Annotated in this window: 17 protein-coding genes and 1 pseudogene; 12 read left to right on the forward strand and 6 right to left on the reverse strand. The window is 57.4% G+C overall.

What is annotated here, in order from left to right:
* The first annotated feature begins 156 nt into the window (after window positions 1-156).
* The 3 genes from hisS (at window position 157) to H7B67_RS07605 (ending at window position 4,124) form a co-directional block, all read left to right on the forward strand.
* The gene (gene hisS, locus H7B67_RS07595; RefSeq protein WP_185119173.1) at window positions 157-1,407 is read left to right on the forward strand and encodes a histidine--tRNA ligase; all 1,251 of its coding nucleotides are present in this window, start codon (window positions 157-159) and stop codon (window positions 1,405-1,407) included.
* 35 nt (window positions 1,408-1,442) lie between these two features.
* Window positions 1,443-3,269: an aspartate--tRNA ligase gene (gene aspS, locus H7B67_RS07600; RefSeq protein ID WP_185119174.1), complete on the forward strand. Its 1,827-nt coding sequence runs from the start codon at window positions 1,443-1,445 to the stop codon at window positions 3,267-3,269.
* A gap of 72 nt (window positions 3,270-3,341) precedes the next feature.
* The gene (locus H7B67_RS07605; protein ID WP_185119175.1) at window positions 3,342-4,124 is read left to right on the forward strand and encodes a tRNA threonylcarbamoyladenosine dehydratase; all 783 of its coding nucleotides are present in this window, start codon (window positions 3,342-3,344) and stop codon (window positions 4,122-4,124) included.
* Window positions 4,125-4,202: 78 nt separating this feature from the next.
* On the opposite strand, the gene H7B67_RS07610 is transcribed toward H7B67_RS07605, so the two are convergent.
* From H7B67_RS07610 to H7B67_RS07620, 3 genes are all read right to left on the reverse strand, one after another.
* Entirely contained in the window at window positions 4,203-4,718 is a 516-nt protein-coding gene (locus tag H7B67_RS07610; protein ID WP_185119176.1) for a ferritin, read from the reverse strand.
* 117 nt (window positions 4,719-4,835) lie between these two features.
* Entirely contained in the window at window positions 4,836-5,495 is a 660-nt protein-coding gene (locus tag H7B67_RS07615; protein WP_185119177.1) for a DUF2642 domain-containing protein, read from the reverse strand.
* Between the two features lie 82 nt (window positions 5,496-5,577).
* Window positions 5,578-6,267, reverse strand: coding sequence for a flagellar hook assembly protein FlgD (locus H7B67_RS07620; protein WP_185119178.1), 690 nt, complete (start codon window positions 6,265-6,267; stop codon window positions 5,578-5,580).
* 353 nt (window positions 6,268-6,620) lie between these two features.
* Between H7B67_RS07620 and H7B67_RS07625 the strand changes: the two genes are divergently transcribed.
* The 4 genes from H7B67_RS07625 to H7B67_RS07640 all read left to right on the forward strand — a co-directional run bounded on the left by H7B67_RS07625 (window position 6,621) and on the right by H7B67_RS07640 (window position 11,202).
* Entirely contained in the window at window positions 6,621-6,953 is a 333-nt protein-coding gene (locus H7B67_RS07625) for a hypothetical protein (protein WP_185119179.1), read from the forward strand.
* Between the two features lie 170 nt (window positions 6,954-7,123).
* Window positions 7,124-8,179: a CotH kinase family protein gene (locus H7B67_RS07630; protein WP_185119180.1), complete on the forward strand. Its 1,056-nt coding sequence runs from the start codon at window positions 7,124-7,126 to the stop codon at window positions 8,177-8,179.
* A 90-nt stretch (window positions 8,180-8,269) separates the two neighbouring features.
* Window positions 8,270-9,595 carry a replication-associated recombination protein A gene (locus H7B67_RS07635; RefSeq protein WP_185119181.1) on the forward strand — a complete coding sequence of 442 codons (1,326 nt, stop codon included), beginning with the start codon at window positions 8,270-8,272 and terminating at the stop codon, window positions 9,593-9,595.
* A gap of 263 nt (window positions 9,596-9,858) precedes the next feature.
* Window positions 9,859-11,202: a hemolysin family protein gene (locus H7B67_RS07640; RefSeq protein ID WP_185119182.1), complete on the forward strand. Its 1,344-nt coding sequence runs from the start codon at window positions 9,859-9,861 to the stop codon at window positions 11,200-11,202.
* A 77-nt stretch (window positions 11,203-11,279) separates the two neighbouring features.
* On the opposite strand, the gene H7B67_RS07645 is transcribed toward H7B67_RS07640, so the two are convergent.
* Window positions 11,280-12,440 carry an MFS transporter gene (locus H7B67_RS07645; RefSeq protein WP_185119183.1) on the reverse strand — a complete coding sequence of 387 codons (1,161 nt, stop codon included), beginning with the start codon at window positions 12,438-12,440 and terminating at the stop codon, window positions 11,280-11,282.
* Complete coding sequence (locus tag H7B67_RS07650) at window positions 12,437-13,777, reverse strand: multi antimicrobial extrusion protein MatE (protein WP_185119184.1); 1,341 nt, start codon at window positions 13,775-13,777, stop codon at window positions 12,437-12,439. The genes H7B67_RS07645 and H7B67_RS07650 overlap by 4 nt, the downstream gene beginning before the upstream one ends.
* A gap of 141 nt (window positions 13,778-13,918) precedes the next feature.
* On the opposite strand from H7B67_RS07650, the gene H7B67_RS07655 reads away from it, so the two are divergent.
* The 4 genes and pseudogenes from H7B67_RS07655 to H7B67_RS07670 all read left to right on the forward strand — a co-directional run bounded on the left by H7B67_RS07655 (window position 13,919) and on the right by H7B67_RS07670 (window position 18,915).
* Window positions 13,919-14,269 carry a hypothetical protein gene (locus H7B67_RS07655; protein WP_185119185.1) on the forward strand — a complete coding sequence of 117 codons (351 nt, stop codon included), beginning with the start codon at window positions 13,919-13,921 and terminating at the stop codon, window positions 14,267-14,269.
* Between the two features lie 81 nt (window positions 14,270-14,350).
* Window positions 14,351-15,376: a tetraprenyl-beta-curcumene synthase family protein gene (locus H7B67_RS07660; protein WP_185119262.1), complete on the forward strand. Its 1,026-nt coding sequence runs from the start codon at window positions 14,351-14,353 to the stop codon at window positions 15,374-15,376.
* Window positions 15,377-15,412: 36 nt separating this feature from the next.
* A complete protein-coding gene (gene pfkA / locus H7B67_RS07665; RefSeq protein ID WP_185119186.1) occupies window positions 15,413-16,381 on the forward strand; it encodes a 6-phosphofructokinase in 969 nt (322 codons plus the stop codon).
* Window positions 16,382-16,648: 267 nt separating this feature from the next.
* Window positions 16,649-18,915: pseudogene (locus H7B67_RS07670) on the forward strand (rhamnogalacturonan lyase).
* Window positions 18,916-19,118: 203 nt separating this feature from the next.
* Here H7B67_RS07670 and H7B67_RS07675 read toward each other — a convergent pair.
* Window positions 19,119-21,122: a beta-galactosidase gene (locus H7B67_RS07675; RefSeq protein ID WP_185119187.1), complete on the reverse strand. Its 2,004-nt coding sequence runs from the start codon at window positions 21,120-21,122 to the stop codon at window positions 19,119-19,121.
* Window positions 21,123-21,424: 302 nt separating this feature from the next.
* Here H7B67_RS07675 and H7B67_RS07680 point away from each other — a divergent pair, with 302 nt between their 5' ends.
* Window positions 21,425-22,402 (forward strand): ABC transporter permease, encoded by a 978-nt coding sequence (locus tag H7B67_RS07680; RefSeq protein ID WP_185119188.1) that lies wholly within the window; start codon window positions 21,425-21,427, stop codon window positions 22,400-22,402.
* Window positions 22,403-22,417 lie beyond the last annotated feature (15 nt).

Raw genomic sequence — 22,417 nt, forward strand, 5'->3', positions numbered from 1 at the left:
TCGGATAGCGAGTGGGTACGCACCGTTCGAATGACGGGTGGTACCGCGGAAGAGAGCCTAAGCTTCCGTCCCTGACAGGAGAAAGTCCTGCAGGGACGGGGGCTTTTTTTGCGCATTGAAGTGGCAGATGGAAGAGTGAGAAAGGGAGGATCAACCATGGCGTTCCAGAAACCTCCGGGCACGCAGGACGTGCTTCCCGGCAGCGTAGAGACGTGGCAGTTCGTCGAGAAGACGGCAAGAGAGCTGTGCCGGAGATATCACTTCCGCGAAATCCGGACTCCGATCTTCGAGATGACGGAGCTGTTCAAGCGGGGGGTCGGAGAGACGACCGATATCGTGGAGAAAGAAATGTACACCTTCGAGGACCGCGGGGGCCGAAGCATGACGCTGCGTCCGGAAGGAACGGCGGGAGCGGTTCGTTCCTACGTGGAGAACAAGCTGTACGGGGACCCGGACCTGTCGAAGCTGTATTACATCGGTCCGATGTTCCGTTATGAGCGGGCGCAAGCGGGCCGTTATCGCCAGTTCCACCAATTCGGAGTGGAAGCGATCGGTTCCGATAATCCGGCCTTGGACGCCGAGGTTATCGCATTGGGCTACAACTTTTATAAGGAGCTAGGGCTTAAGGGTGTCACCGTCGAGATCAATTCCGTCGGCACGCCCGAGGTGAGGGCGGCTTTCCGCTCGAAGCTGCTCGAATTCCTGACTCCGATGAAGGATAGTCTATGCAAGGATTGTCAGTCCCGCATGGAGCGTAATCCGCTGCGCGTGCTGGATTGCAAGGTGGATCAAGACAAGTTCGCGGATGCGCCTTCGATCCTGGACAGCCTTGACGAAGCCTGCGAGACCCATTTCGCGACGGTTCGCGCTTGCCTGGACGCGATGGACATCCCTTATCGCATCAACTCCCGCTTGGTGAGAGGGCTCGATTATTACACCCACACCGCGTTCGAATACAAGGCCCAAGGGATCGGCGCGATCGATACCGTCGGCGGAGGCGGCCGCTACAACGGCCTCGTCGCGGATATCGGCGGGGACGATCGTCCGGGCGTCGGCCTGGGGATCGGCTTGGAGCGCACGCTCATGCTGCTCGAGAGCCAAGGCGTCAAGCCGGATAACGGCTCGCCCGTCGATGTCTTCTTCATCACGCTGGGAGATCGGGCGGCGCGCGAGGCTGCCGGCATCGTTCAACGCTTAAGAAGCGCCGGGCTCGCGGTCGAACAGGACTTTCAAGGTCGCAAGACCAAGAGCCTGTTCAAAGCCGCGGAACGCGCGGGCGCGACTTATGTCGCCATTCTGGGCGACGACGAGCTGGACCGCGGCGAGATCGCCCTTAAGCATCTTGCCTCGCAAGAGCAGCGTCAGGTGAAGCTGGACGAGTTGGAGTCTGCGGTTCGAGGAAGCTGAATCAAGCATATTTAGGACAAAGGGGAACCATAACCATGATGCTCAAAAACCATGATTGCGGCACGTTAACGAAACAAAATGTCGGGGAAACGGTCATTCTGAACGGTTGGGTGCAAGGCTGGCGCGATTTCGGCGGCCTTCTCTTCATCGACCTTCGCGACCGTTCCGGTATCGTGCAAATCGTCTTCAACCCGGACTTCAATAAAGAAGCTCTCGATATCGGCAGCCGCGCCCGCAACGAGTACGTTCTGGCCGTCAAGGGCAAGGTCGTCGAACGCGATCCGGAGACGTTCAACCCGAACCTCGCGACCGGCGAGATCGAGATTCAAGTTCAAGAAGTCGAAGTCGTCAACAGCGCGAAGACGCCTCCGTTCCCGATCGAAGACGGAGTGGAAGTCGACGAATCCCTTCGCTTGAAGTTCCGCTATCTGGATCTTCGCCGTCCGGAGATGCAGAAGACGCTTCGTCTTCGCTCCAAGGCGACCAAGGTATTCCGCGATTATCTCGACGAGCAAGGCTTCATCGACGTCGAGACGCCGATTCTGACGCTGAGCACGCCGGAAGGCGCTCGCGACTATCTCGTGCCCAGCCGCGTTCATCCGGGCGAATTCTTCGCTCTGCCGCAATCTCCGCAGCTGTTCAAGCAGTTGCTTATGATCGGCGGCCTCGAGCGCTACTACCAAGTCGCGCGCTGCTTCCGCGACGAAGACCTCCGCGCGGATCGCCAGCCGGAATTCACCCAAGTGGACATCGAGACTTCCTTCTTGTCCCAGGATCAATTGCTCTCCATGATGGAGGAGCTGATGGCGCGCCTGTTCCGGGAAACGATCGGCGTCGAGATTCCGACTCCGTTCCAACGCCTTACGTATCATGACGCGATCCACAAATACGGTTCCGATAAGCCGGACCTTCGCTTCGATCTGGAGATCAAGGACGTCACCGACATCGTGAAGGGCAGCGACGTCAAGGTGTTCGCCTCCGTTGCCTCTTCCGGCGGAGTGGTCAAGGCTCTCAACGCCAAAGGCTGCGCAAGCTGGAGCCGCAAGGAGCTGGACGATCTTCAGCCGTTCGCTGCCCGCTACGGCGGCAAGGGAATCGCTTGGATCACGGTGAAGGACGGCGAATGGAAGGGACCGATCGTCAAGTTCTTCAAGCCGGAAGAGATCGCGGCTCTGACCGAGCGCCTGAACGTCGAAGAAGGCGACCTGCTCACCTTCTCCGCCGACAAGCTGAAGACGGCCGCGGACGTCATGGGCAACCTGCGCCTGAAGGTCGGACGCGATCTGGGCCTGATCGACAACAGCGCGTTCAAGTTCCTGTGGGTCGTCGACTTCCCTCTGGTCGAGTGGGACGAAGAAGCGAAGCGCTACGTGGCGCTGCACCATCCGTTCACCCGTCCGCATGACGACGACCTGGCCCTGTTCGACACCGACCCGGGAGCGATTCGCGCCCAAGCGTACGATATCGTCCTCAACGGATATGAAGTCGGCGGCGGTTCGATGCGGATCTATCGCCGCGACGTGCAGGAGAAGATGTTCTCCGCGCTCGGCTTCACGATGGAGGAAGCCAAGGAGAAGTTCGGCTTCTTCATGGACGCCTTCGAATACGGCACCCCTCCTCACGGAGGCATCGCGTTCGGTCTCGATCGCCTGATCATGCTGCTCTCCGGCCGCACGAACCTGCGCGAGACGATCGCATTCCCGAAGACGGCGAGCGCGACCGACCTGCTCTCCAACGCTCCGTCCGCCGTTACGGATCGCCAGCTCGAGGACCTGCACATTCGCCTGTCGGCCAAGGCGATTGCCGCGCAAGCCAAGGCGGCCGCTCCGGCGGCATCCGAAGAATCGGATAATCAAGCTTAATGGGATTCGCCGCGTTCCCGGCTCCGGCCGGAGCGCGGCTTTCGACTATGGATAGAGGAGTTGAATCTCGGCATGCTTCACCAATTCTCGAGAACCGAACTTGCCATCGGCCCGGAAGGGCTGGAAATTCTGAAGGGAAGCACCGTCGCCGTCCTCGGGATCGGAGGCGTCGGCTCTATCGCGGCCGAAGCGCTGGCCCGTTCGGGGGTCGGCCGGCTGATACTCATCGACAAGGACGTTGTCGACATTACGAACATCAATCGTCAGATCCACGCGCTGACGACGACGGTCGGCCAACCCAAAGCCGATCTCATGCGGGATCGAATCAAGCTGATCAACCCGGAATGCGATGCCGTGTCGCTTAGGATGTTCTATACGGAAGAGACGTACGAGGAGCTATTCAAGTATCCGCTCGATTACGTCATCGATGCGTCCGACACGATCTCCTACAAGATCCATCTGATCAAGCAATGCCTCCAGCGGAAGATCCCGATCATCTCCAGCATGGGCGCGGCCAACAAGACGGATCCTTCCCGGTTCGAAGTGGCCGACATCTCGAAGACGAGCGTCGATCCGATCGCCCGCGTCATCCGCACGAAGCTCCGCAAGGAAGGAATCAAGAAAGGCGTGAAGGTCGTCTTCTCCAAGGAGGAGCCGCTCAAGCCGCTTGAGGACGTAACCCAGCGGATCGTGCCGGACACCGCGCCGAAGGAGATCCGGAAAGCGCAGCAGCCTCCTGCGAGCAATGCGTTCGTGCCTCCGGTCGCAGGCCTGATCATGGTCAGCGTCGTATTCCGCGAGTTGGTCGAGAACGGCAAGAAGAAGCAGGCAAAGAGTCAATCGGAAGGCGAATAAGCACGATAAAAAAGCCTCCATCTTAACCGGATATCGGTTGGATGGAGGCTTTCTGTCTTACGTAACCCTCAATTAGGCTTACTCGGCTTCCCCGGCCGGAGGCGTGAACGAGCGCGTGGCGAGCTCCGCGTCCATCATATAGAGGGCGTTGCTATCCACGTCGATGCGGCGAAGCTTCTGGATAATCGAATCGAACGTATCCTCTTCTTCCACCTGCTCGTCGATGAACCATTTGAGGAAGTTGATCGTCGCGTGCTCGCGATCCTCCCAAGCGGCGTCCGACAGCGCATAAATGCGCTTGGTGACGGTCTGCTCGTGGGCGTAGGAATGCTCGAAGGCGTCCAGCAGGGATTCGTATTCGACTTGTGGGTTCGGCATGCCGGTCACGACGGCGCGCTTGCCCATCTGGTTGATGAAGTGATAAATCTTCATGGCATGGAATTTCTCTTCTTCCGCTTGCACCACGAAGAAGTTGGCGAAGCCGTCGTAGCTCTCGGCGGAGCAATAGGCGGCCATGGCCAGGTAAACCTGCGAAGAGTAGAACTCGTAGTTCATTTGATCGTTAAGCTTGTCCAAAAGAGTTTGGTTCAACATGGGTGACACCTCCTGCCCTCCATTATATGACAATCACCGCATTCGAGTAAACCGGAACAACCTGCCCGCGACAAAACCGCCCGAAAGCTGCGCGATCAGCTTCCGGGCGGTTATCCGTCAGGGCTTATGAATGGTTTTGATATGATCGAGATGAATGAAGGCGCTGCAGCCATCGGCGGCGACAAGCTCGATTACATTGCTGCGAACCGATTTCAGAAGCCCGATTTTGCCGGGATGTTCTCCAAGGTCGAGCACGACGAATTCGCCTTCGAATTTTTTGAGCTGCTGTTCGAACGTTCGGGCGAGCGAGGTCGGGGTCGGATTGATCGGGAACTTCTCCTGGTCGAGCGCGTAGGGGGTCGTAAGCGGATCATAAGGAATCAGGCTCTTGAGATGACGCATGGAGACGTAGAGGGAACGGTACATCGGCGAGTAGAAGACGAAAAAGTCGTTCATGATGCTTGTGATATAGCCGTGAACGGAGCTGTCGCCTCCAATATAGATCTCCGAGAACATGCCTTTGGCATTAAGCAGGACTTTGCGATAGGAAAGCTCCGTTGTCGGATCGAGCGGCGGTTCCTCGGGCACTCCGAAATCGGCGGACTCGAGGGCATGGAGCCGCGTCAGCATCTGCAAGTGGAGGAGGGGGATATATTGAAACCGATAGCCGTTATGAATCACGAATATATCGCTTCCGATATCGATCAAAGTGCCCTTGATAGGTAGTTTCTTGCCGGACACGCTGACGGCGACCGACTGGTTCAGATAGTTTTCCATGGGGTTGGCAAGGGCACCTCCTTTATTGTGGGATTATCCGGATAGGTCAACCCCTCTCATTCGAACGAGTCAGGAGGCGCCTTTAATACTTCCCGCTTCTCCGGTTGCCTTCGCTGCCGGAATGGCGGCCTTCGCTCTTCCGATGGCTTCTGTTGTCGCTTTTATGGCTGCTTTTATGACTGCTTTTATGACTGCTTTTATGATCGCTTTTGTTTCCGCTCTTGTGCTCTCCGCTTTTGTTGCCGCTCTGATGGCCTCCGCTCTTGTTGCCCCCGCTCTTGCCGCTCTTGTGTCCATGCGTCGTGACGTTTACGGTCTTGATGTGGAAAATCGGAACTCTGACGAATTCGCGGCCGGCGATGACGAGCAGGAATTGGGAACTGATTTCGGCGAGGAAGCCTTCGACTTTCTCCGGACCGCCGCGATTGATCTGGATGAATTGATGATTAAGCTTGTTAAGCAACGATTTAAAGCTCGATGCGGCGATATACCTGTGGGACCCGCTGCGACGGATCGACTTGGAGCCTTCCGTGATGCTCTTCACGTGACCTCCGTTCACGTAAACGATTCCCGCTGCAGAGGCGAGAACCAGATAATCGCTTGGAACGGCGATGAGCAGCCCCTCCACGACATCGGGGCCTCCCCGGTTGATCTTGACATGACGGCCGATCAGGCTGACGGCTTGCTTGGCCTGGGATTTAGCGCTGGATGAACGAGAATGGTAGCCTCCGTGTTGCATTTGATAGTAACCGCCATAATCCATAATGTTCATAGGTATATTCTCCTTCCGCAAGTTGAGGTTTCTACTCGCTTTTTGTTTTTGACAGATTGTCGACATCGCGAATGACCCGACCGATTAACCATCCTGCAGCGTCGCTTATTCTTCCGCGCCTGTTCTGCTTCGCTCTATCCCTCCTTTGAACTTGTGTGGGATGTGGATTTATACTCTAATACTATGTGTACCGTCGGTGGAGAGATACGGATGGTTGTCCGAGGTGCTTTGAAATTCCACGAAATAATAGGATAGGAAGGCCTCTTTTGCCGTTGATTCTGCGCTTGTCTCTATCGAATTTAAATCTCGGAACATAGACTGAACCATCCTTAGCAATTAGGAGGTGTATTGAGGTGAGCTTATACTCTCGTTCTCTTTATGGGACAAGCTCCGCGGCGTACGTAAAATCGACGAGCGGCCTAAACGATACCTGGGGCGATTGGGGAGGCTATGTTAGCGGCAAGTCCAGCGGATGCTCCTGCGGCTCCCGTTCCAAAGGCCACAGCGTCGGTCACTCCAAAGGCCACAGCGTCGGTCACTCCAAAGGCCACAGCGTCGGTCACTCCAAAGGCCGCAGCGGAGGCCATTCCAAAGGCCATAGCGGCGGTCACTCCAAAGGCCGCAGCGGAGGCCATTCCAAAGGCCACAGCGGAAGCCGTTCCAAAGGCCGCACCGGCGAAGAATAATAGGATATAGAAGGACTACCATTAGAACCGTCGATCGCGCCGCGATGGCGGTTTTTTTGTCTCTTGGTCCGTCAATCGAAAGCGAATAGACGAATGCCGTTTCCGCCAATGACGGGTGTTCATACCCTATACAGGAACGTTAGCCCTGCCCACAGAAAGGCGGAGACGGCATGACCCTACCGGTGCGGAATCTTCTCATCGGAGATTCGGAGAGCGTAGAGCTGGAACGAAATTTATGGAACGACCGGTATGTTCCGGCCGTCATGAGAACGAACGGGCAATCGGCATCGGTGAAGGTGAGATACAGAGGCGGACATACGAGAGGCTATCCCAAGCGCTCCTACGAAGTCGTGCGCGAAGGGCAGTCGTTTCATTACAATGCCGAGTTTGACGACCCTTCGATGATTCGCAACGCGCTGTCGTTTCATTTTCTCCCGACTATGGGGGTGCCGAGTCCCCGAACGAAGCACGTTCTCTTGCAGCGGAACGGGGAGCCCTTGGGGGTGTACTTGGAGATCGAGGGAGTCGAGCGGAAATTCTTCAGGCGGAGAAAAATCGGCTATTCTTCCTTATTCTATGCCATCAACAACAATGCCGACTTCGGCCTTCGGGTGCCCGAGACGAATCGGAACAAGAGCTCGCTGTTATCGGGATACGAGTATCGGTCGGGCGGTTCGTCCGAGAAAAGCAGGCTGGTCTCCTTTATTCGAGGGTTCAACGAGAGAAGCGGAAGCCGGCTGCACAACTTCCTGAGAATGAGGCTCGACACCTCGAACTACTTAAGATGGCTTGGCGGAGCCGTGCTGACGGGCAATTACGACGGCTTCGAGCAGAACTACGCCATCTATCGGCATTCGAAGACGGGGAAATACAGAATCATTCCTTGGGATTATGAGGGCACTTGGGGGCGCAACTGCTACGGAAGAATCGTATCCAGCGATCTGGTCGACGTCAAGGGCTACAACTATCTGACGGTCAAGCTGCTGGAGAACCCGGAGATGCGAAGAAAATACCGGAGCATACTCTCGAATGCCATAAAAGGACCCTTTACGGAGAGGGCGCTCATGCCGGTCGTTAACGGAATGCTGGAGAATATTTGGCCGGATTTGCGGGAGGATCCGTACCGGCGGTGGACGAGAGCCGAATTCATGGGAGAAGCCGAAGTCATTCGCCAATATATTCGCGAGAGACGTTCGATCGTGTCGGCGGCCATTCGGAAAATGTAGAGCTTCGGACGGGAACGTGCGTTCCTCTTCGTTCTTTCGATTCCTTGCCGTTTCTGATATGATGGAGGAACAGAAAGGCGGGAGAGCGAGTTGGATTTGTTCAGCTATCAGGCGGAATCGGAGCCGCGCGCCCGGCTATTGGCCGACAGGATGAGACCGGAGACGCTAGATGAATATATCGGGCAAGAGCATATCGTAGGACCCGGCAAGCTTCTCCGGCGGGCGATCGAAGGAGATGCCGTCTCCTCGATTCTGCTGTTCGGACCTCCGGGCTGCGGGAAGACGACGCTGGCGCATATTATCTCGAAGCGGACGGAAGGGGATTTCGTCCGCTTGAATGCCGTTGACGCTTCGGTGAAGGATGTCCGCGAGGTCATCGAACAGGCGGAAAGCAACAAAAAAATGTACGGGCGCAAGACGATCCTTTTCCTGGACGAGGTTCATCGCTTCAACAGCGCCAGGCAGGACGCGCTGCTGCCGGCCGTGGAGAAGGGAATCATCATCTTCATCGGGGCGACGACGGAGAACCCGTACCATTCCGTGAACGGGGCGCTTTTGTCCCGTTCGACGCTGTTCCGTCTGCAGTCGTTAACCAAGGAGCACTCCTTGCAGGCGATGAGAAGGGCGCTGGCCGATCCCGTCAAAGGATTGGGCTTCATGAAGCTGACGGTGGACGAAGAGGCGCTGCAGCATATCGCGTCGATGGCGAACGGCGATATTCGCCGGGCGCTGACGGCCCTGGAGCTGGCTGCCATCACGACGCCGTCCGAGATGGACGGCTCCGTTCGCGTAACGGTGGAGATCGCCGAAGAATCGATTCGCCAGCCGACCGTGCAAGCGGACGAATCGACCCAATACGATGTCCTCTCCGCCTTCCACAAGAGCGTAAGAGGGTCCAGCGACGCCGCTCTGTTCTGGTTCCTTTACGCCGTCGAGAAGCTGGGGATGGACCCGATGACCTTCCTGCGCAGATTGACGGTTGCCTGCAGCGAGGATATCGGGCTGGCTAACCCCCAAGCGATGGTTCAGGCCGTCAGCGCCATGGAGGCGTATCACCGCATCGGCTGGCCGGAGTCCAAATATATCGTCGCCCAAGCGATCTTGTTCGCGGTCGAGAGCCCGAAGTCGAATTCGATCGCGGTGACGATCGGCAATATCATGAGCTCTCTCGAGACGCTGAAGTCGGCAGAAGTGCCCCTGCACTTAAGAGACGGCCATTATAGCGGCGCGAAGAAGCTTGGGCATGTCGGCTATCAATATCCGCATGATTTTCCAGGCCATTACGTGGACCAGCAGTACTTGCCGGACGCGATCCGCGGCCGTCGCTTCTACGAGGCGTCCGAACAAGGCACGGAGAAGAAGATCAAGCACAATCAAGAGCTGCGGCAGGGACGAAGCGGACAGGGGAATCCTTGAAAATAGGGACAAGCTATCCGATTTGGGAGCTCCTGAGGAGGATTGACGGCGGATATGCGGCGATTCTCGGTGCAAAATCGGCCTCTTCTTCCGGTTCACGCAAGTGTAAGGCGCTCCCTCGGCCGTTTACGGGTGGAAACGGCGTTTGACGCTTGCAGGATCATCGTCTAAGCTTAAGTTAGCCGTATCTTCTTTTTCCATCATTTATCTTTTTTAATATGAAGGAGGTGTACCTATCCTCTGAATCGGAGGATAGGAACCATTTGGACCCTGACCCCTTTCCGCTTTACGTGGACATTATTTTGATTTTGGCATTGGTTTTCCTCAACGGATTCTTCGTATCCATCGAATTCGCGATGGTCAAGGTTCGCGGAACCCGAATCGATACCCTCGTTCAAGAAGGGAATCCGCGGGCTAAATTCGCTTCGCGCCTGACCGGCAATCTCGACGCCTATTTATCCGCCTGTCAGCTCGGCATTACGCTTGCCTCGCTGGGTTTGGGCTGGATCGGCGAACCGGCGATCGCAAGAGCGCTTGACCCTGTCTTTCGCGGGATCGGGTTATCGGAGAGTCTCATTCATCCCCTCGCCTTTATCATCGGCTTTACGCTGATCACCATTCTGCACATCGTATTAGGAGAGCTTGCGCCCAAGACCTTGGCCATTCGCCAAGCCGAGACGGTAACGTTGTGGGCTTCCGCGCCCCTGATCGTGTTCCGCAAGATTATGAGCCCTTTTATCTGGCTTTTGAACGGCATGGCGAATCGATTGCTGAAGCTGATCGGGATCGAACCCGCCTCGGAAGACTCTTCGGCGCATACGGAAGAAGAAATTCGCATCCTGATGAAGGAGAGCCATAAGAGCGGGCTCATCGACAAAACCGAGCTAACGCTTGTCGATAATATCTTCGATTTTGCGGAGACCAATGCCCGCGAAATCATGATCCCGCGCACCGAAATGATCTGCCTGTACGCCAACCACCCGTTCGAAGAGAACCGGGCTACCGTCCTTAGAGAGATGCACACCCGTTATCCGGTCTGCGAGAAGGACAAGGACAACATCATCGGATTCGTGCATATTCGCGACTTGCTCAAGGATGCCGATTGCTCCGTGCAAGATATTCGCCAGCTTCTGCGGCCGCTCTTGACCGTTCCGGAGAGCATGCCGATCAGCAATTTGCTTAAGCTCATGCAGAAGAACAAATCGCAAATCGCGATCCTGATCGACGAATACGGCGGCACCTCCGGTCTGGTTACGCTGGAGGATATCATGGAAGAGATCGTCGGCGAGATTCAGGACGAATTCGACGAAGAGCGCCCCGACATGGAGAAGAAGGACGATCAGACTTATTCGATCAGCGGCATGATGCTGATCGAAGAGGTGAACAGTTACTTCGGGCTGGAGATTCCGACGGAAGACTACGATACGATCGGAGGCTGGGTATACTCCCAGATCGAGAATCCGCCACGGAAGAACCAGACGGTCGAAGTGGAGGAAGGCATTCGGTTCATTATCGAAGAGACCGATCACCTCCGCATTTCAAGAATATTTGTTGTCCGCGACGAGCAAGTGAGCGCTTGGGAGCCTCAGGAATCCGTTACGGGTTGACTTTTCTATTCTCATAAGATGCCAAGAGGGGCGACCCTTAAGTCAATGACTTAGGGGTCGCCCCTTATTGCGTTCGTTTATGCCTTCGAACGACGAAGGTGCACGGCCAGGAAGCCGACAACCGCCATGAAGGCGAAGACTCCGCCCAACCGGAATACGGCGGCGTGATCGTAAGCGTCGTAGAGCCAGCCGCCCAGCGTTCCGGCGATAAGCCCGGCCAATCCCGTCCATACCATCCCGAACAGAGCTTGACCGGAGGAGCGGTACTCGTCGGGAACGATGGATTGGAGATATCTCAGTGCCGTAATGTAATAAATGCCGAACGTGACGCTGTGCATCGTCTGAATGGCGACGAAAGCGATCGGCTCGTTCGAGATGCTGAGCAGCACCATCCGGAGAGCGTACATAAGGCTGGCGAAAGCGAGAAGCGGGAGCTCCTTGAAGCGATGCCCATACTTGGACAGCAGGAAGAACATCGGAATCTCGCTTAAGGAGGAAGCGAGGGAGGAGGCTCCGATCAACGACTCGGAGGCTCCGAATTCCTTCATCGTCACGGCGAGGAAGCCGTCGTTCATCCGGTGCGACACCGAGACGAGGGCGACGAGACCGAAGAAGACAAGCGTCTCTCTTCGCTTAAGAACGCTCCATAGGCTGCCGAATCGGAACGGAGTCGCGGATTTCTGAAAATCGCCCAGAGCAAACGAGAGAACCAGAGAGCAAAGCACGGTGATAAGGGCGATCCACAGCGTAAGATCGGAGCCGCTTGCCTTGAGCAGGAATCCGAAGAGGATGGCGCAGACGGCGAAGCCGAGCGAGCCGAACATGCGAATGGCCGAGAAGGAACGGTTCAGCTTCTCCGCGGCAAGCAAAGTGACGCTGTCCATCATCGAATTGACGGGCGTTTGGAAGAAATAGAATACTCCCATAAGCACGGAGACGACGCCGAACTCCTTCTGGGGGAGCAGCAGCGCGAGCGCGAAGATCTGACCCAGGAAGATCAAGCTAAGCACCCGCCGCAGCGCCTTGGATTTATCGGCGGCGACGCCGGCCAGCAGATTCGAGAAAATAGACAGCAGAGGACCGATCGAGAAGATGGCGCCGATCTGCAGTTTGGTAAAGCCGATATCGTAGAAGTAGAGCGGGAAATAGGTGACGACGAGCACCATCGTCGCATAGTTCACAAAGTGAAGGCTGCGGAGAACCGTCAGCTGTCCCGGCCCGGATAGCCATCTTTTCATGCTTGTCTCTCCTTGCTTGGAAGTATGGATAGCTTATCGTTCGACTCGCCCCTGGAATAGCGCCGGATCAGCCAGAGCAGCACGAGGAGCTCGGCGGCTATTCCCCCGGATTGGGACAGCGCGGCGAGAGCTCCCGCCCACTGGGGCAGCGCTAGCGTCAGCGTAACGATCAGAGCGACGGTTACGGCCGCGTTGGCCGTCTGAGACCCGAACATCAGCTTAGTCTGGCTTCGGGACAGGATGATTCCGTTTACGCTATCGAGCCACGGGAAGACGAGCACATACGGCAGGAAAGCTCTTAAGGCATGGACGCTGGATTCCAACAAAGCTCCTTTCACCCCGAAGACGGAGGCGAATACCCACTCTCCGGCAGACGTGTAGGCGAAGGAGGCGACGATCACCCCCGGAACGAAAGCCATCCAAAGAACGAACCGCTTGACCAGATGCGGATGCGTCCGGTGGAATTGCAGAGAGATCTGGTGAAAATACGTAAAAAAGCCGAGCACGAGGCCCATGAAGCTATTGGCTAACGATAAGGAGGCGATCGAGAGAGCCCCTTGGTCCGTATGCCCGAGCAAGGCGTTCAGAATGGGCGGTACCCAGACGACGATAAAGGAGGAGAAGAGCAGCGGGCTATAAAAGTTCAGCACCTGCTTGGGCCGCCTGATTTCGCAATCCGAAGCGGAATCGGGGAGCTCCTTCGCCAGCTTGCGTCCCTCCAGCCAGCTGACGGCCGCCTCGATGACCATGCCGAACACGAAGATGATCGCTCCTTGCCGGGAGTGGCTCACTCCGACGTGGAGAATATATTGGGAGAGAGCGAACATGCCTCCCAATCGGAAGAGCATCCCGATCGTGAGCCACTTCGTTCTCATCTTGTAAATAATGATCCCTTGATAGAGGCAGCGAATGCCGGAGAATACGCTGAGGAACATCAGGACGGCATAGACGTCGGTAGAAGCTTCGGTCGTCTCCGGATCCGCTCCGTAGGCTCCTCCGAAGATCCAGGTTCCGACGGGCGAATAGGCGACCAAAGCTCCGAAGATAAGGGAAGCGCCGAACACGATGAACGCGACCTGCCTTACCGCGGCGAACGAGCGCCGGTCGCGCACCAAAGCGGAGCAAGTCTCGCGGAAGAGAACCGCGGGCCGCTCGGTAACCGTGAGCAAGCTCATAGCGGTAGCGTAGCCCGCGATGATAAGCTCGGGATTGGCGGCGCGCGCCAGCGTGCCGTTGATGATGGCGTGGGACAAGTTGATCAGCAAGGCGGATAAGCCGAGCGGGATAAAAAACAAAAAAAGCCGCTTCATGGTGACGTACTCGGGCTTCGCAGACAAAAGTTCCATCTCCTTATAAACACGAACGGAGTAATTATAACAGGTTCCCTCCCGCAGAGGGGATGTTTAAGAGAGATTTTGACTGGATTTAGACTTTCCGAAATGATAAATTAGAGAATGACATGGGAACAGGAGATGATTATGGGACAGCGGGTTGATAAGCGCGATTGGGCGGACGCTCAGTTTGCGCCGGATAACCGTCTTGGCATTGCCGTTCCGAGCTTATCCCTTCCGTGGGAACGGATGAGCGGGAGCGAGCGGATCGCCGTGCTGGAAGCATGGGAATCGATTCGAGGAACGATTCCGGATCGGATCTTCGAGTTCGAGAGGCGGATCAGGGAGCTTCAGGATGCGCTCTTCGAAGAAGAGGATTTCGTTCGATCCTGTCGATTGAACGCTGCGATCGCCGAGCTTGCCAGCCGCATAAACGATCTGAATATCTGGTATCGTACGGAGCAGGATTTCGAAGTAGAGACTCGTCTGCACAGCTGAGTCTTATCAGCAGCTGGAGGTAAGCAATTGACCGATAACAACTTGCTCGCGGGCCGATCTCCCCGTGGCCCGGTCGCCTTGATGGCTCGGGTCTACAAGCACGTTCTTCCCGACGTGAAGCGAGAGCTGAGCGGCTGGAGAAGGATCGCGGAGGAGATCCCGGATTCGGAGCTTCGCAAACAAGCGATCGACAGCATGACGGCGAAGGAATTTCATTGCATAGGCGGAGGGGTATATGCCGCAGCCAATCTGGATGCCAAGGATATTCTTCTTCCTCTAATCGTTGCCCTGCAAACCATAAGCGACTATTTAGACAATTTGTGCGACCGAAGCACCTCTCTGGATCCGGACGATTTCCGCTTGCTGCACCGCAGCATGCTGGACGCGGTAACGCCGGATGCGCCGCTCGCGAATTATTACGAGCTGCGCGAGGAGCAGGACGACGGCGGGTACCTGCACAAGCTTGTCTTGAAATGCCAATCCTGCGTCTCTCGGTTGCCCTCCTATCACCTTGTTCAAGAGGAAGTCCGGTACTTGGTATCGCTCTACGGCGATCTTCAGGTATATAAGCATATTGCCGTCGATCAGAGAGAACCGAGACTTCTCGAGTGGTGGAAGCTTCATTCGAGCCAATATCCCGAGCTGCTGTGGAACGAGTTCGCGGCCGCTACCGGTTCGACCTTAGGGATGTTCATGCTCTTCCTCGCCGCGAGCGACGAGAACTTGAAGCCCGCCGACAGTCAAGCGATTAGGGAGCTTTATTTTCCATCGATCAACGGACTTCATATTCTGCTTGATTACCTGATCGATCAGGCGGAGGATGCCGTGGGCGGAGATTTGAACTTCTGCAGCTATTTCGAGAGCCAGGAAGAGCTAGACAGGCGGATGCTGCGCATGGTACAAGCCGCGCGGGCATCGGCAGACCGGCTGCCGTTCTCTAGCTTCCATCGGATGATCGTGGAAGGACTGGTCGCCCTGTACCTGTCCGATCCCAAGGTCAGAGATCAGGCCGAAGTTCGGAATACCGCCAAGCAATTGATGAAAGGCAGTCCTTGGACAAGAGTGTTCTTCTGGCTGAACAGCCATTGGATACGCAAGGCCATGTAAAGTGGAGAGAGACACATACTTGAAGGGAGCAATACCATGAGCGCAGTCAAGAAAATTGCCGTTCTCACAAGCGGCGGAGATTCCCAAGGCATGAACGCGGCCGTTCGTTCGGTCGTCAGAAGCGCGCTGTTCCGAGGATTGGAAGTATACGGGGTGCAGCGCGGCTATCAAGGTCTTCTGAACGAAGATCTCCGTCCGATGGATCTTCGCAGCGTAGGCGACATTATTCAGCGCGGAGGCACGATTCTGCAGACCGCCCGCTGTAAAGAGTTCGTGACGCCGGAAGGCCAACAGCGCGGTGCGGAAGTGCTGCGCAAGCTCGGCATCGACGGGCTTGTCGTCATCGGCGGGGACGGTTCCTACCAAGGCGCCAACAAGCTGAGCAAGCTCGGCATCAAGACGATGGGCTTGCCGGGAACGATCGATAACGATATTCCGTTCACGGACTTCACGATCGGTTTCGATACGGCGGTCAGCATTGTCGTCGATGCCATCAACAAGCTGCGCGACACGATGACCTCTCACGAGCGCTCTTCCATCGTCGAAGTCATGGGCCGCCATTGCGGAGACATCGCTCTCTATGCCGGACTTGCCAGCGGAGCCGAATCGATTCTCGTTCCGGAAGTCCCGTTCGATATCAAGGAGATCTCTAACCGGATGAAGGAGAACTTCCAGAACGGCAAGCGCCACAGTATCGTTATCGTGGCGGAAGGCGCCGGACGCGGCGAGGATATCGCCCGCGAGATTACCGGCAACTGCGGCATCGAGCCTCGCGTAACGGTTCTCGGCCATATTCAGCGCGGAGGCACTCCGACGCATAACGACCGGATTCTGGCCAGCCGTCTCGGCGATTTCGCCGTTCAGAGGCTGACCGAAGGGGATTCCGCCAAGGCGTGCGGCATTATCAAGGGCGAGCTGGTCACGACGGATATCGACAAGGTTGTCTCCACCAAGAAGAGCTTCGATATGGACTTATACAATCTTGCCATTCGTCTGGCGCAATAACGCCGTCGCTCAATCGAATATAAGGACTGGAAACCGTCTTTCGGAAGCCGGGAGAATTTCTCCTGCCGGCCTCGGAAGGACGGTTTTTGCGTAAATGGCGCTTTATGCAAAAAAGGACGAGACGCACGGGAAAGTCCAAGCGATCCTCGGCAGGTCCGAAACCGCGAACAAAAATGTCCGATTGCCGGCAAACGCGCTCCGTTCTACGCTAAAGACACGCCGAATCTGCCCATTGGCGAAGCGAACAGAAGGAACGGAGGTTAATCCATGAAGAAGGCCTTCAAAGCTGGCAAGAAAGCGGGGAAGCTTGTGCAAGGAATCCGTTTGGAACGGTTAGACCGCGGTCTCTTGGCGGTGTCCGTTCCGGAAGGAGTATTCTTGAGCTGGAGGTTCTTGCGCGAGGAGGCGACGGGTTATTCGGATCGCGGATTGACGGGAACCGACTTCCGCGTTTACCGGATGGACTGCCGCTGGCGGTCGTTAGAGATAGCGCGAACTATCTGGACCGCGAGGGCACTCCGGAGTCCGTATACGAAGTTAGAGCGGTTAACGGGGGCAAGGAGACGGACCGCAGCCGGGAAGCGAAGCCATGGACGAACCTTTATCAAGAGGTGCCGCTGGCGAAGCCGGAGGACGGCGTGACGCCGGCGGGCGAGAGATTCCATTATTCGGCGAACGACATGAGCGTAGGGGATGTCGACGGGGATGGCCGGTACGAACTGTTCGTTAAGTGGGATCCTTCCAATTCCAAGGACGTCTCCCATTCCGGCTACACCGGACCGGTTTATCTCGATTGTTACAAGCTGGACGGTACTTTGCTGTACCGCATCGACCTGGGCGTCAATATTCGGGCGGGAGCGCATTACACCCAGTTTCTGGTCTACGATTTCGATGGCGACGGGCGCGCGGAGCTGATGCTGAAGACCGCTCCGGGGACCCGGACTATCCGATACGATGGGGCGGGCGATCCGCTGTCCGAGAAATACATTACCCTTCTCCCCCAAGACGTAGAAGCGGGTTATCGCCATGAAGACGACTACCGGATGAGCCGGGACGATTACGAGGAGCATGTCGTTCGGATGTTTCTTAGGTGGCGCGAGCACGAGGAGGTCGTTGCCGGGCGTTGGCCTTCCACCCTCGAGGAATGCTTCGGCATGGACAGAAAGTACGAGTACCCGTTGTCCAGGGAAGACGCCGAGCGATTGGCGGCGTATTTCTTGGACGAATACGCTCCTTCCCGCAGCGAGAGGAACCGGCTTCGCGCCTTTGAGGGCTTCATCTTAAGCGGGCCTGAATACTTGACGGTGTTCCGCGGGGAAACGGGAGAGGAGCTGCAAACGATCCGCTACAAGCCGGGGAGACATGACGACGGACTCATGTGGGGCGATTATTCTTGGCGAAGGATCGAGCCGGGCAACCGGGTCGATCGTTTCCTGGCCGGAGTGGCGTATCTGGACGGCGCGAATCCGTACGCGGTGTTCGCCCGTGGCTATTACTCGAGAGCCGCCGCGGTCGCCTACGCGTGGGACGGCACGCAGCTGCGGGAACATTGGTACGTCGACAGCGGCTGGGTTCGAATGAACAATCCGTTCGGAGACACTCTCGGGCTTAAGGACGGGGACAGCCCAAGCCATGGCAGCCTCGCGGGTCAAGGCGCTCACTCCTTGAGCGTGGCGGACGTGGACGGCGACGGCTGCCAGGAGATCGTTTACGGCGCGGCGACGATCGATCATGACGGTTCGATCCTTTACAGCTCGGGGGGATTCTTGCCCGCGGGCAGCTCGGATCCGGGCGCTTATGCCAAGCTGGGCCACGGAGACGCTCTGCACGTGGCGAACATCGATCCGGATCGACCGGGCCTCGAGATCTTCATGGTGCACGAGAACGGCAAGCACGCTCCATACGGCTACACGTTGCGCGATGCCGCGACCGGCGAGGTGCTGCACGGGGCGTTCGCCAGCGGGGATGTCGGCCGCGGCATGATCGGACAGGTCGAGCCCGCCATCCGAGGGCTTCAACTCTGGTCGAGCGAAGACATTCACAGCCAAGATACGGGCGGCTTGCTGACGGCTAAGGGAGAAAAGATCGATTCGAGAGCACCGGGCACGAACATGAGCATCAAATGGGCCCCGGACATGACGACCCAGATTATCGTCGGCTCCTTCGACGAAGACGTCTCCATAGTCGATTGGCGGCGGGGACGTCTGCTGTCGGCGGAAGGAGCGCGTTCGAACAACGGAACCAAGGGCAATCCGTGCCTCGTGGCCGACTTGTTCGGCGATTGGAGGGAGGAGCTTCTCGTGAGAAACGAAGACAGCTCCGCGATCCGAATCTATACGAGCACCGAGCTGACCGATCGCAAGCTGTACACGCTGATGCACGATCCTCAATACCGCGTCGGAATCGCATGGCAGAACGTGGTTTACAACCAGCCGTGTTATCCGAGCTTCTATATGGCCTCCGATATCGATTGGTCTCAAGTTCCGCTTTCCGACTTCGAGGAGGAGAGGAGCGGCGGGGAGGAAGAAGGTTAGGCGGGATCGCCCGACACCGTGCCGAGATCGTCTCATGCGAGACGATCCCCACGCCAAAGTATCAGTCCTTCGCCGAGATCGTCTCATGCGAGACGATCCCCACGCCAAAGTATCAGTCCTTCGCCGAGATCGTCTCATTCGAGACGATCCCCACGCCAAAGTATCAGTCCTTCGCCGAGATCGTCTCATTCGAGACGATCTTCTTATCTTCCGCCTTCCTCCCTATTGAACCGCACGATCTTGAACTCATAGCGCCCGACCCGCAATTCGCCTGGCGGTAAAGCTTCCCCGGTCGAAGGGTCCCAACCGGGACGCGGCAGGGTGACGCTGCCGCCGGAACCGTCCATGTTGACGACGACCCATAGATCGTAACCGTCCCCACGGCGGGGAGCCACGATCGTTCCTCCAGACACGTCGCTGCGGACAGAGACATGGGCTTCGTCGGCATAGTGCAGCATCAGCTTCTCCAGCAGACGCTCGCCCTCCTCCCCGGCCGGCATGGAACCAAGGAGCACGAGCTTCCCCTTGCCGATGCGCTTCTCGGTCGCGAAGGCGAAACCGGGAGTCAAGCCTTCCTCGACGATCCCGACGGCCGTCGCATCCTTCGGCTCGAACACCTCGCTCCACATCGATAAAGGGGCGGACAGCCCGAACGCCCGCCCGCGGCTTGCGCTCTCGTCCATCGGATAGCTGTAGACGGCTTCCGCGCCCGCCAGCTTCTCCAATTCTCCCAGTGCCGCGTCGGTGTGCAAGGTATGCTCCTCCGTGCGGGTTCCCGTCAGCGGCCCGGCGATCCAGACGCCTCCGTCCCGCATGAAAGCCTTCGCGCGTTCCGTCAATTCCGGAGAGAGATAAGGAAGGAACGGCGTAAACAGAAGCTTGTAACCGTCTAACTCCGCGCCCTCCGGAACGACGTCCCGGTGGAGACCGGCCGCAAGCAGCCGCTCGTAGAAGCCGGTCATGAGCCCGCGATGGTTCATTCGGCGGTGCGGCTCCGTCAGAAGGAACGCCTTCGCCCGATCCGAGTAGACGAGCGCGACCTCGGCTTGGGCAGGCCGGGTATCCGCGAGCGCCGGCTCCAGCCGCTTTCGGGCTTCCTCCACCTCCAGCACGTTCGCGTAGCCGACGGTAGGCTTGCCCCATGCGCTGAGAACCGAGCCGTGCGGCTGCTCGCAGCCGGCTCGCTGCTGGCGCCAGAGCCAATAGCAGAACGCTTCGGCCCCCAGGGCGTAAGCGGCCGCGGCTTCCGCCTTTAAGTACCCGTTCGGGTGAGGCTTGGCCCAGCTCGTAAGCGATCCCGCGTAGGAGGGGCTTGTCTCCATGATCCAATACCCCTTGCCTCTCTTGAAGTTTCGCCATAGATCGTTGTTGAACAGATAGGCCGTCGCGTTATCGCAGGTGGCGTACGTGTCGAAGGAAGCGAAGTCGAGCCCGCGGAACAGCCGCTCGTTATCCGCGTGGAAGGCGACGCTCCCGTTGTGCGTGATCGGGGCGTCCGAATGCTTGCGAAGGATCGTCGCTTGCTCGTCCGCGAATTCGGCGAGCTTCTCCATGGAGAATAGCCGGTACATCGTTCGAAGAGAGGAGTTGTGAAGGAACGGAGCCGGACCCGGACTGGGCACCTGCCCGAAGCCGGCGTAGCGTTCGCTCCAAATGTCCGTCCCCCAAGCCTCGTTCAGCTTATCGATCGTGCCGTAGCGGGAACGCAGCCATTCACGCCAGAGCGAAAGGCATTCCGGGCAGAAGCATTCCGCGACGTGGGCTTTGAACTCGTTATCGAGCTGCCAGGCGACAAGACCGGGCAGCCGCCCGAGCTCGCGGGAGAGCCTTTCGGCAATCGCGGCCGCCCTGCTCCGGTAATAGGCCTGATTCGTGCAGGCGTGCTGCCTTGAGCCGTGCTGCATCCTCTCCAGCTTCTCGTTCACGTGCATCCGTTCGGGGTGGCCGTGCGAGAACCAGATCGGCGGCGTTGCCGTAGGGGTGCACATGACCGTCTCGATCCCATTGTCGTTAAGCAGCCCGATTATCCGGGCGAAGAAGCCGAGCTCGATTCGCCCTTCCTCCGGCTCCATTTTGGACCATGCGAACTCTCCGAGCCGCACGACGTTGATACCAGCCTTCTTCATTTCTTCCGCATCTTGAAGAAGAGTTCTCTCGTCCCAAAGCTCCGGGTACCAGGCGGCCCCGTGATACAGCTTGTCAGCCACTACATCGCCTGCTTTCCATGAGTAGTCGCCTCTACTATAGACTTGCGGAATTCGAACGGCAATTGGACGATTTTGAGAGGCCGCCGCCTCGGCTTTTGACTGTTTTAACGGATTAGCACTTTATTGACGGAAGGGCGGAACAGGCGCCGTTACGCGGCTTTCGGCAGCGTCAAAAATGTCTAATTGGCGGTAAGCGGCCGGGGACGCATAATGAACACCAAGGACGGCTCGGAACTCGCCGGGCCGCAACCGCAAACAACCATTCCGCATTCATGGACGCGATCTCAGGGAGGTGACAAGAAATGAAGATCAGGACCGAGCCGAATCCAGGCAGCGGATCCGTCGCGGCAGCCGCGCCGACTGCTTCGTTGGGCAGAACGAGAAGGTGGGCCAAGCTGAAGAAGGACAAATGGATTTATCTCTTGCTGGCTCCGGGCCTTCTTTATTTCCTTATTTTCAAGTATGTGCCCATGTGGGGGATTCTGCTTGCGTTTAAGGACTACCAGCCGTTTCTGGGCTTCTGGAAAAGCTCGTGGGTCGGCTTCGAGCATTTCAAGATTTTCTTCGGAAATCCCGAGTTTGTCATGCTGCTGCGCAACACGTTGATCCTGTCGTTCTACAACCTGCTCTTCTACTTCCCGGTGCCGATCATTCTCGCGCTGCTGCTGAACGAGGTTCGCCGAGCGTACTTTAAACGAACGATCCAGACTCTGATCTACGTGCCGCACTTTATCTCCATGGTTATCGTGGCCAGCCTTACCTATGTATTCCTGACGACCCAAGGGGGCATCGTCAACGGGCTGCTGGAGAAGTACACCGGAAGCACGATCGACTTCCTGGCGAGCCCGGACTGGTTCCGGCCGATGATCATCCTTCAGACGATCTGGAAAGAAAGCGGTTTCGGAACGATTATCTTCCTGGCCGCGCTGGCCGGGGTCGACGTCGAGCAGTACGAAGCGGCGATCATGGACGGCGCCAATCGCTGGCGTCAGCTGTGGCACATCACGCTCCCGTCGATTCGCAACACGATCGTCATCCTGCTCATTCTGCGGATGGGGGAAGTGATGGACAACGGCTTCGAGCAGATCTACCTGATGCTGAATCCGCTCAACCGCGAAGTGGCGGAGGTGTTCGATACCTACGTCTACATGATGGGGATTACGCAAGGGGCGTTCAGCTACAGCACGGCCGTCGGCCTGTTCAAGGCGGTCATCGGAGTCATCCTCGTGCTGGGGTCGAACTGGCTGGCCAAGCGTTTCGGACAAACCGGCATCTATTGATCTACCCTCGGATCC

Origin of the sequence: Cohnella thailandensis (assembly GCF_014212135.1) — a bacterium.
GTDB classification, from domain to species: domain Bacteria; phylum Bacillota; class Bacilli; order Paenibacillales; family Paenibacillaceae; genus Cohnella; species Cohnella thailandensis.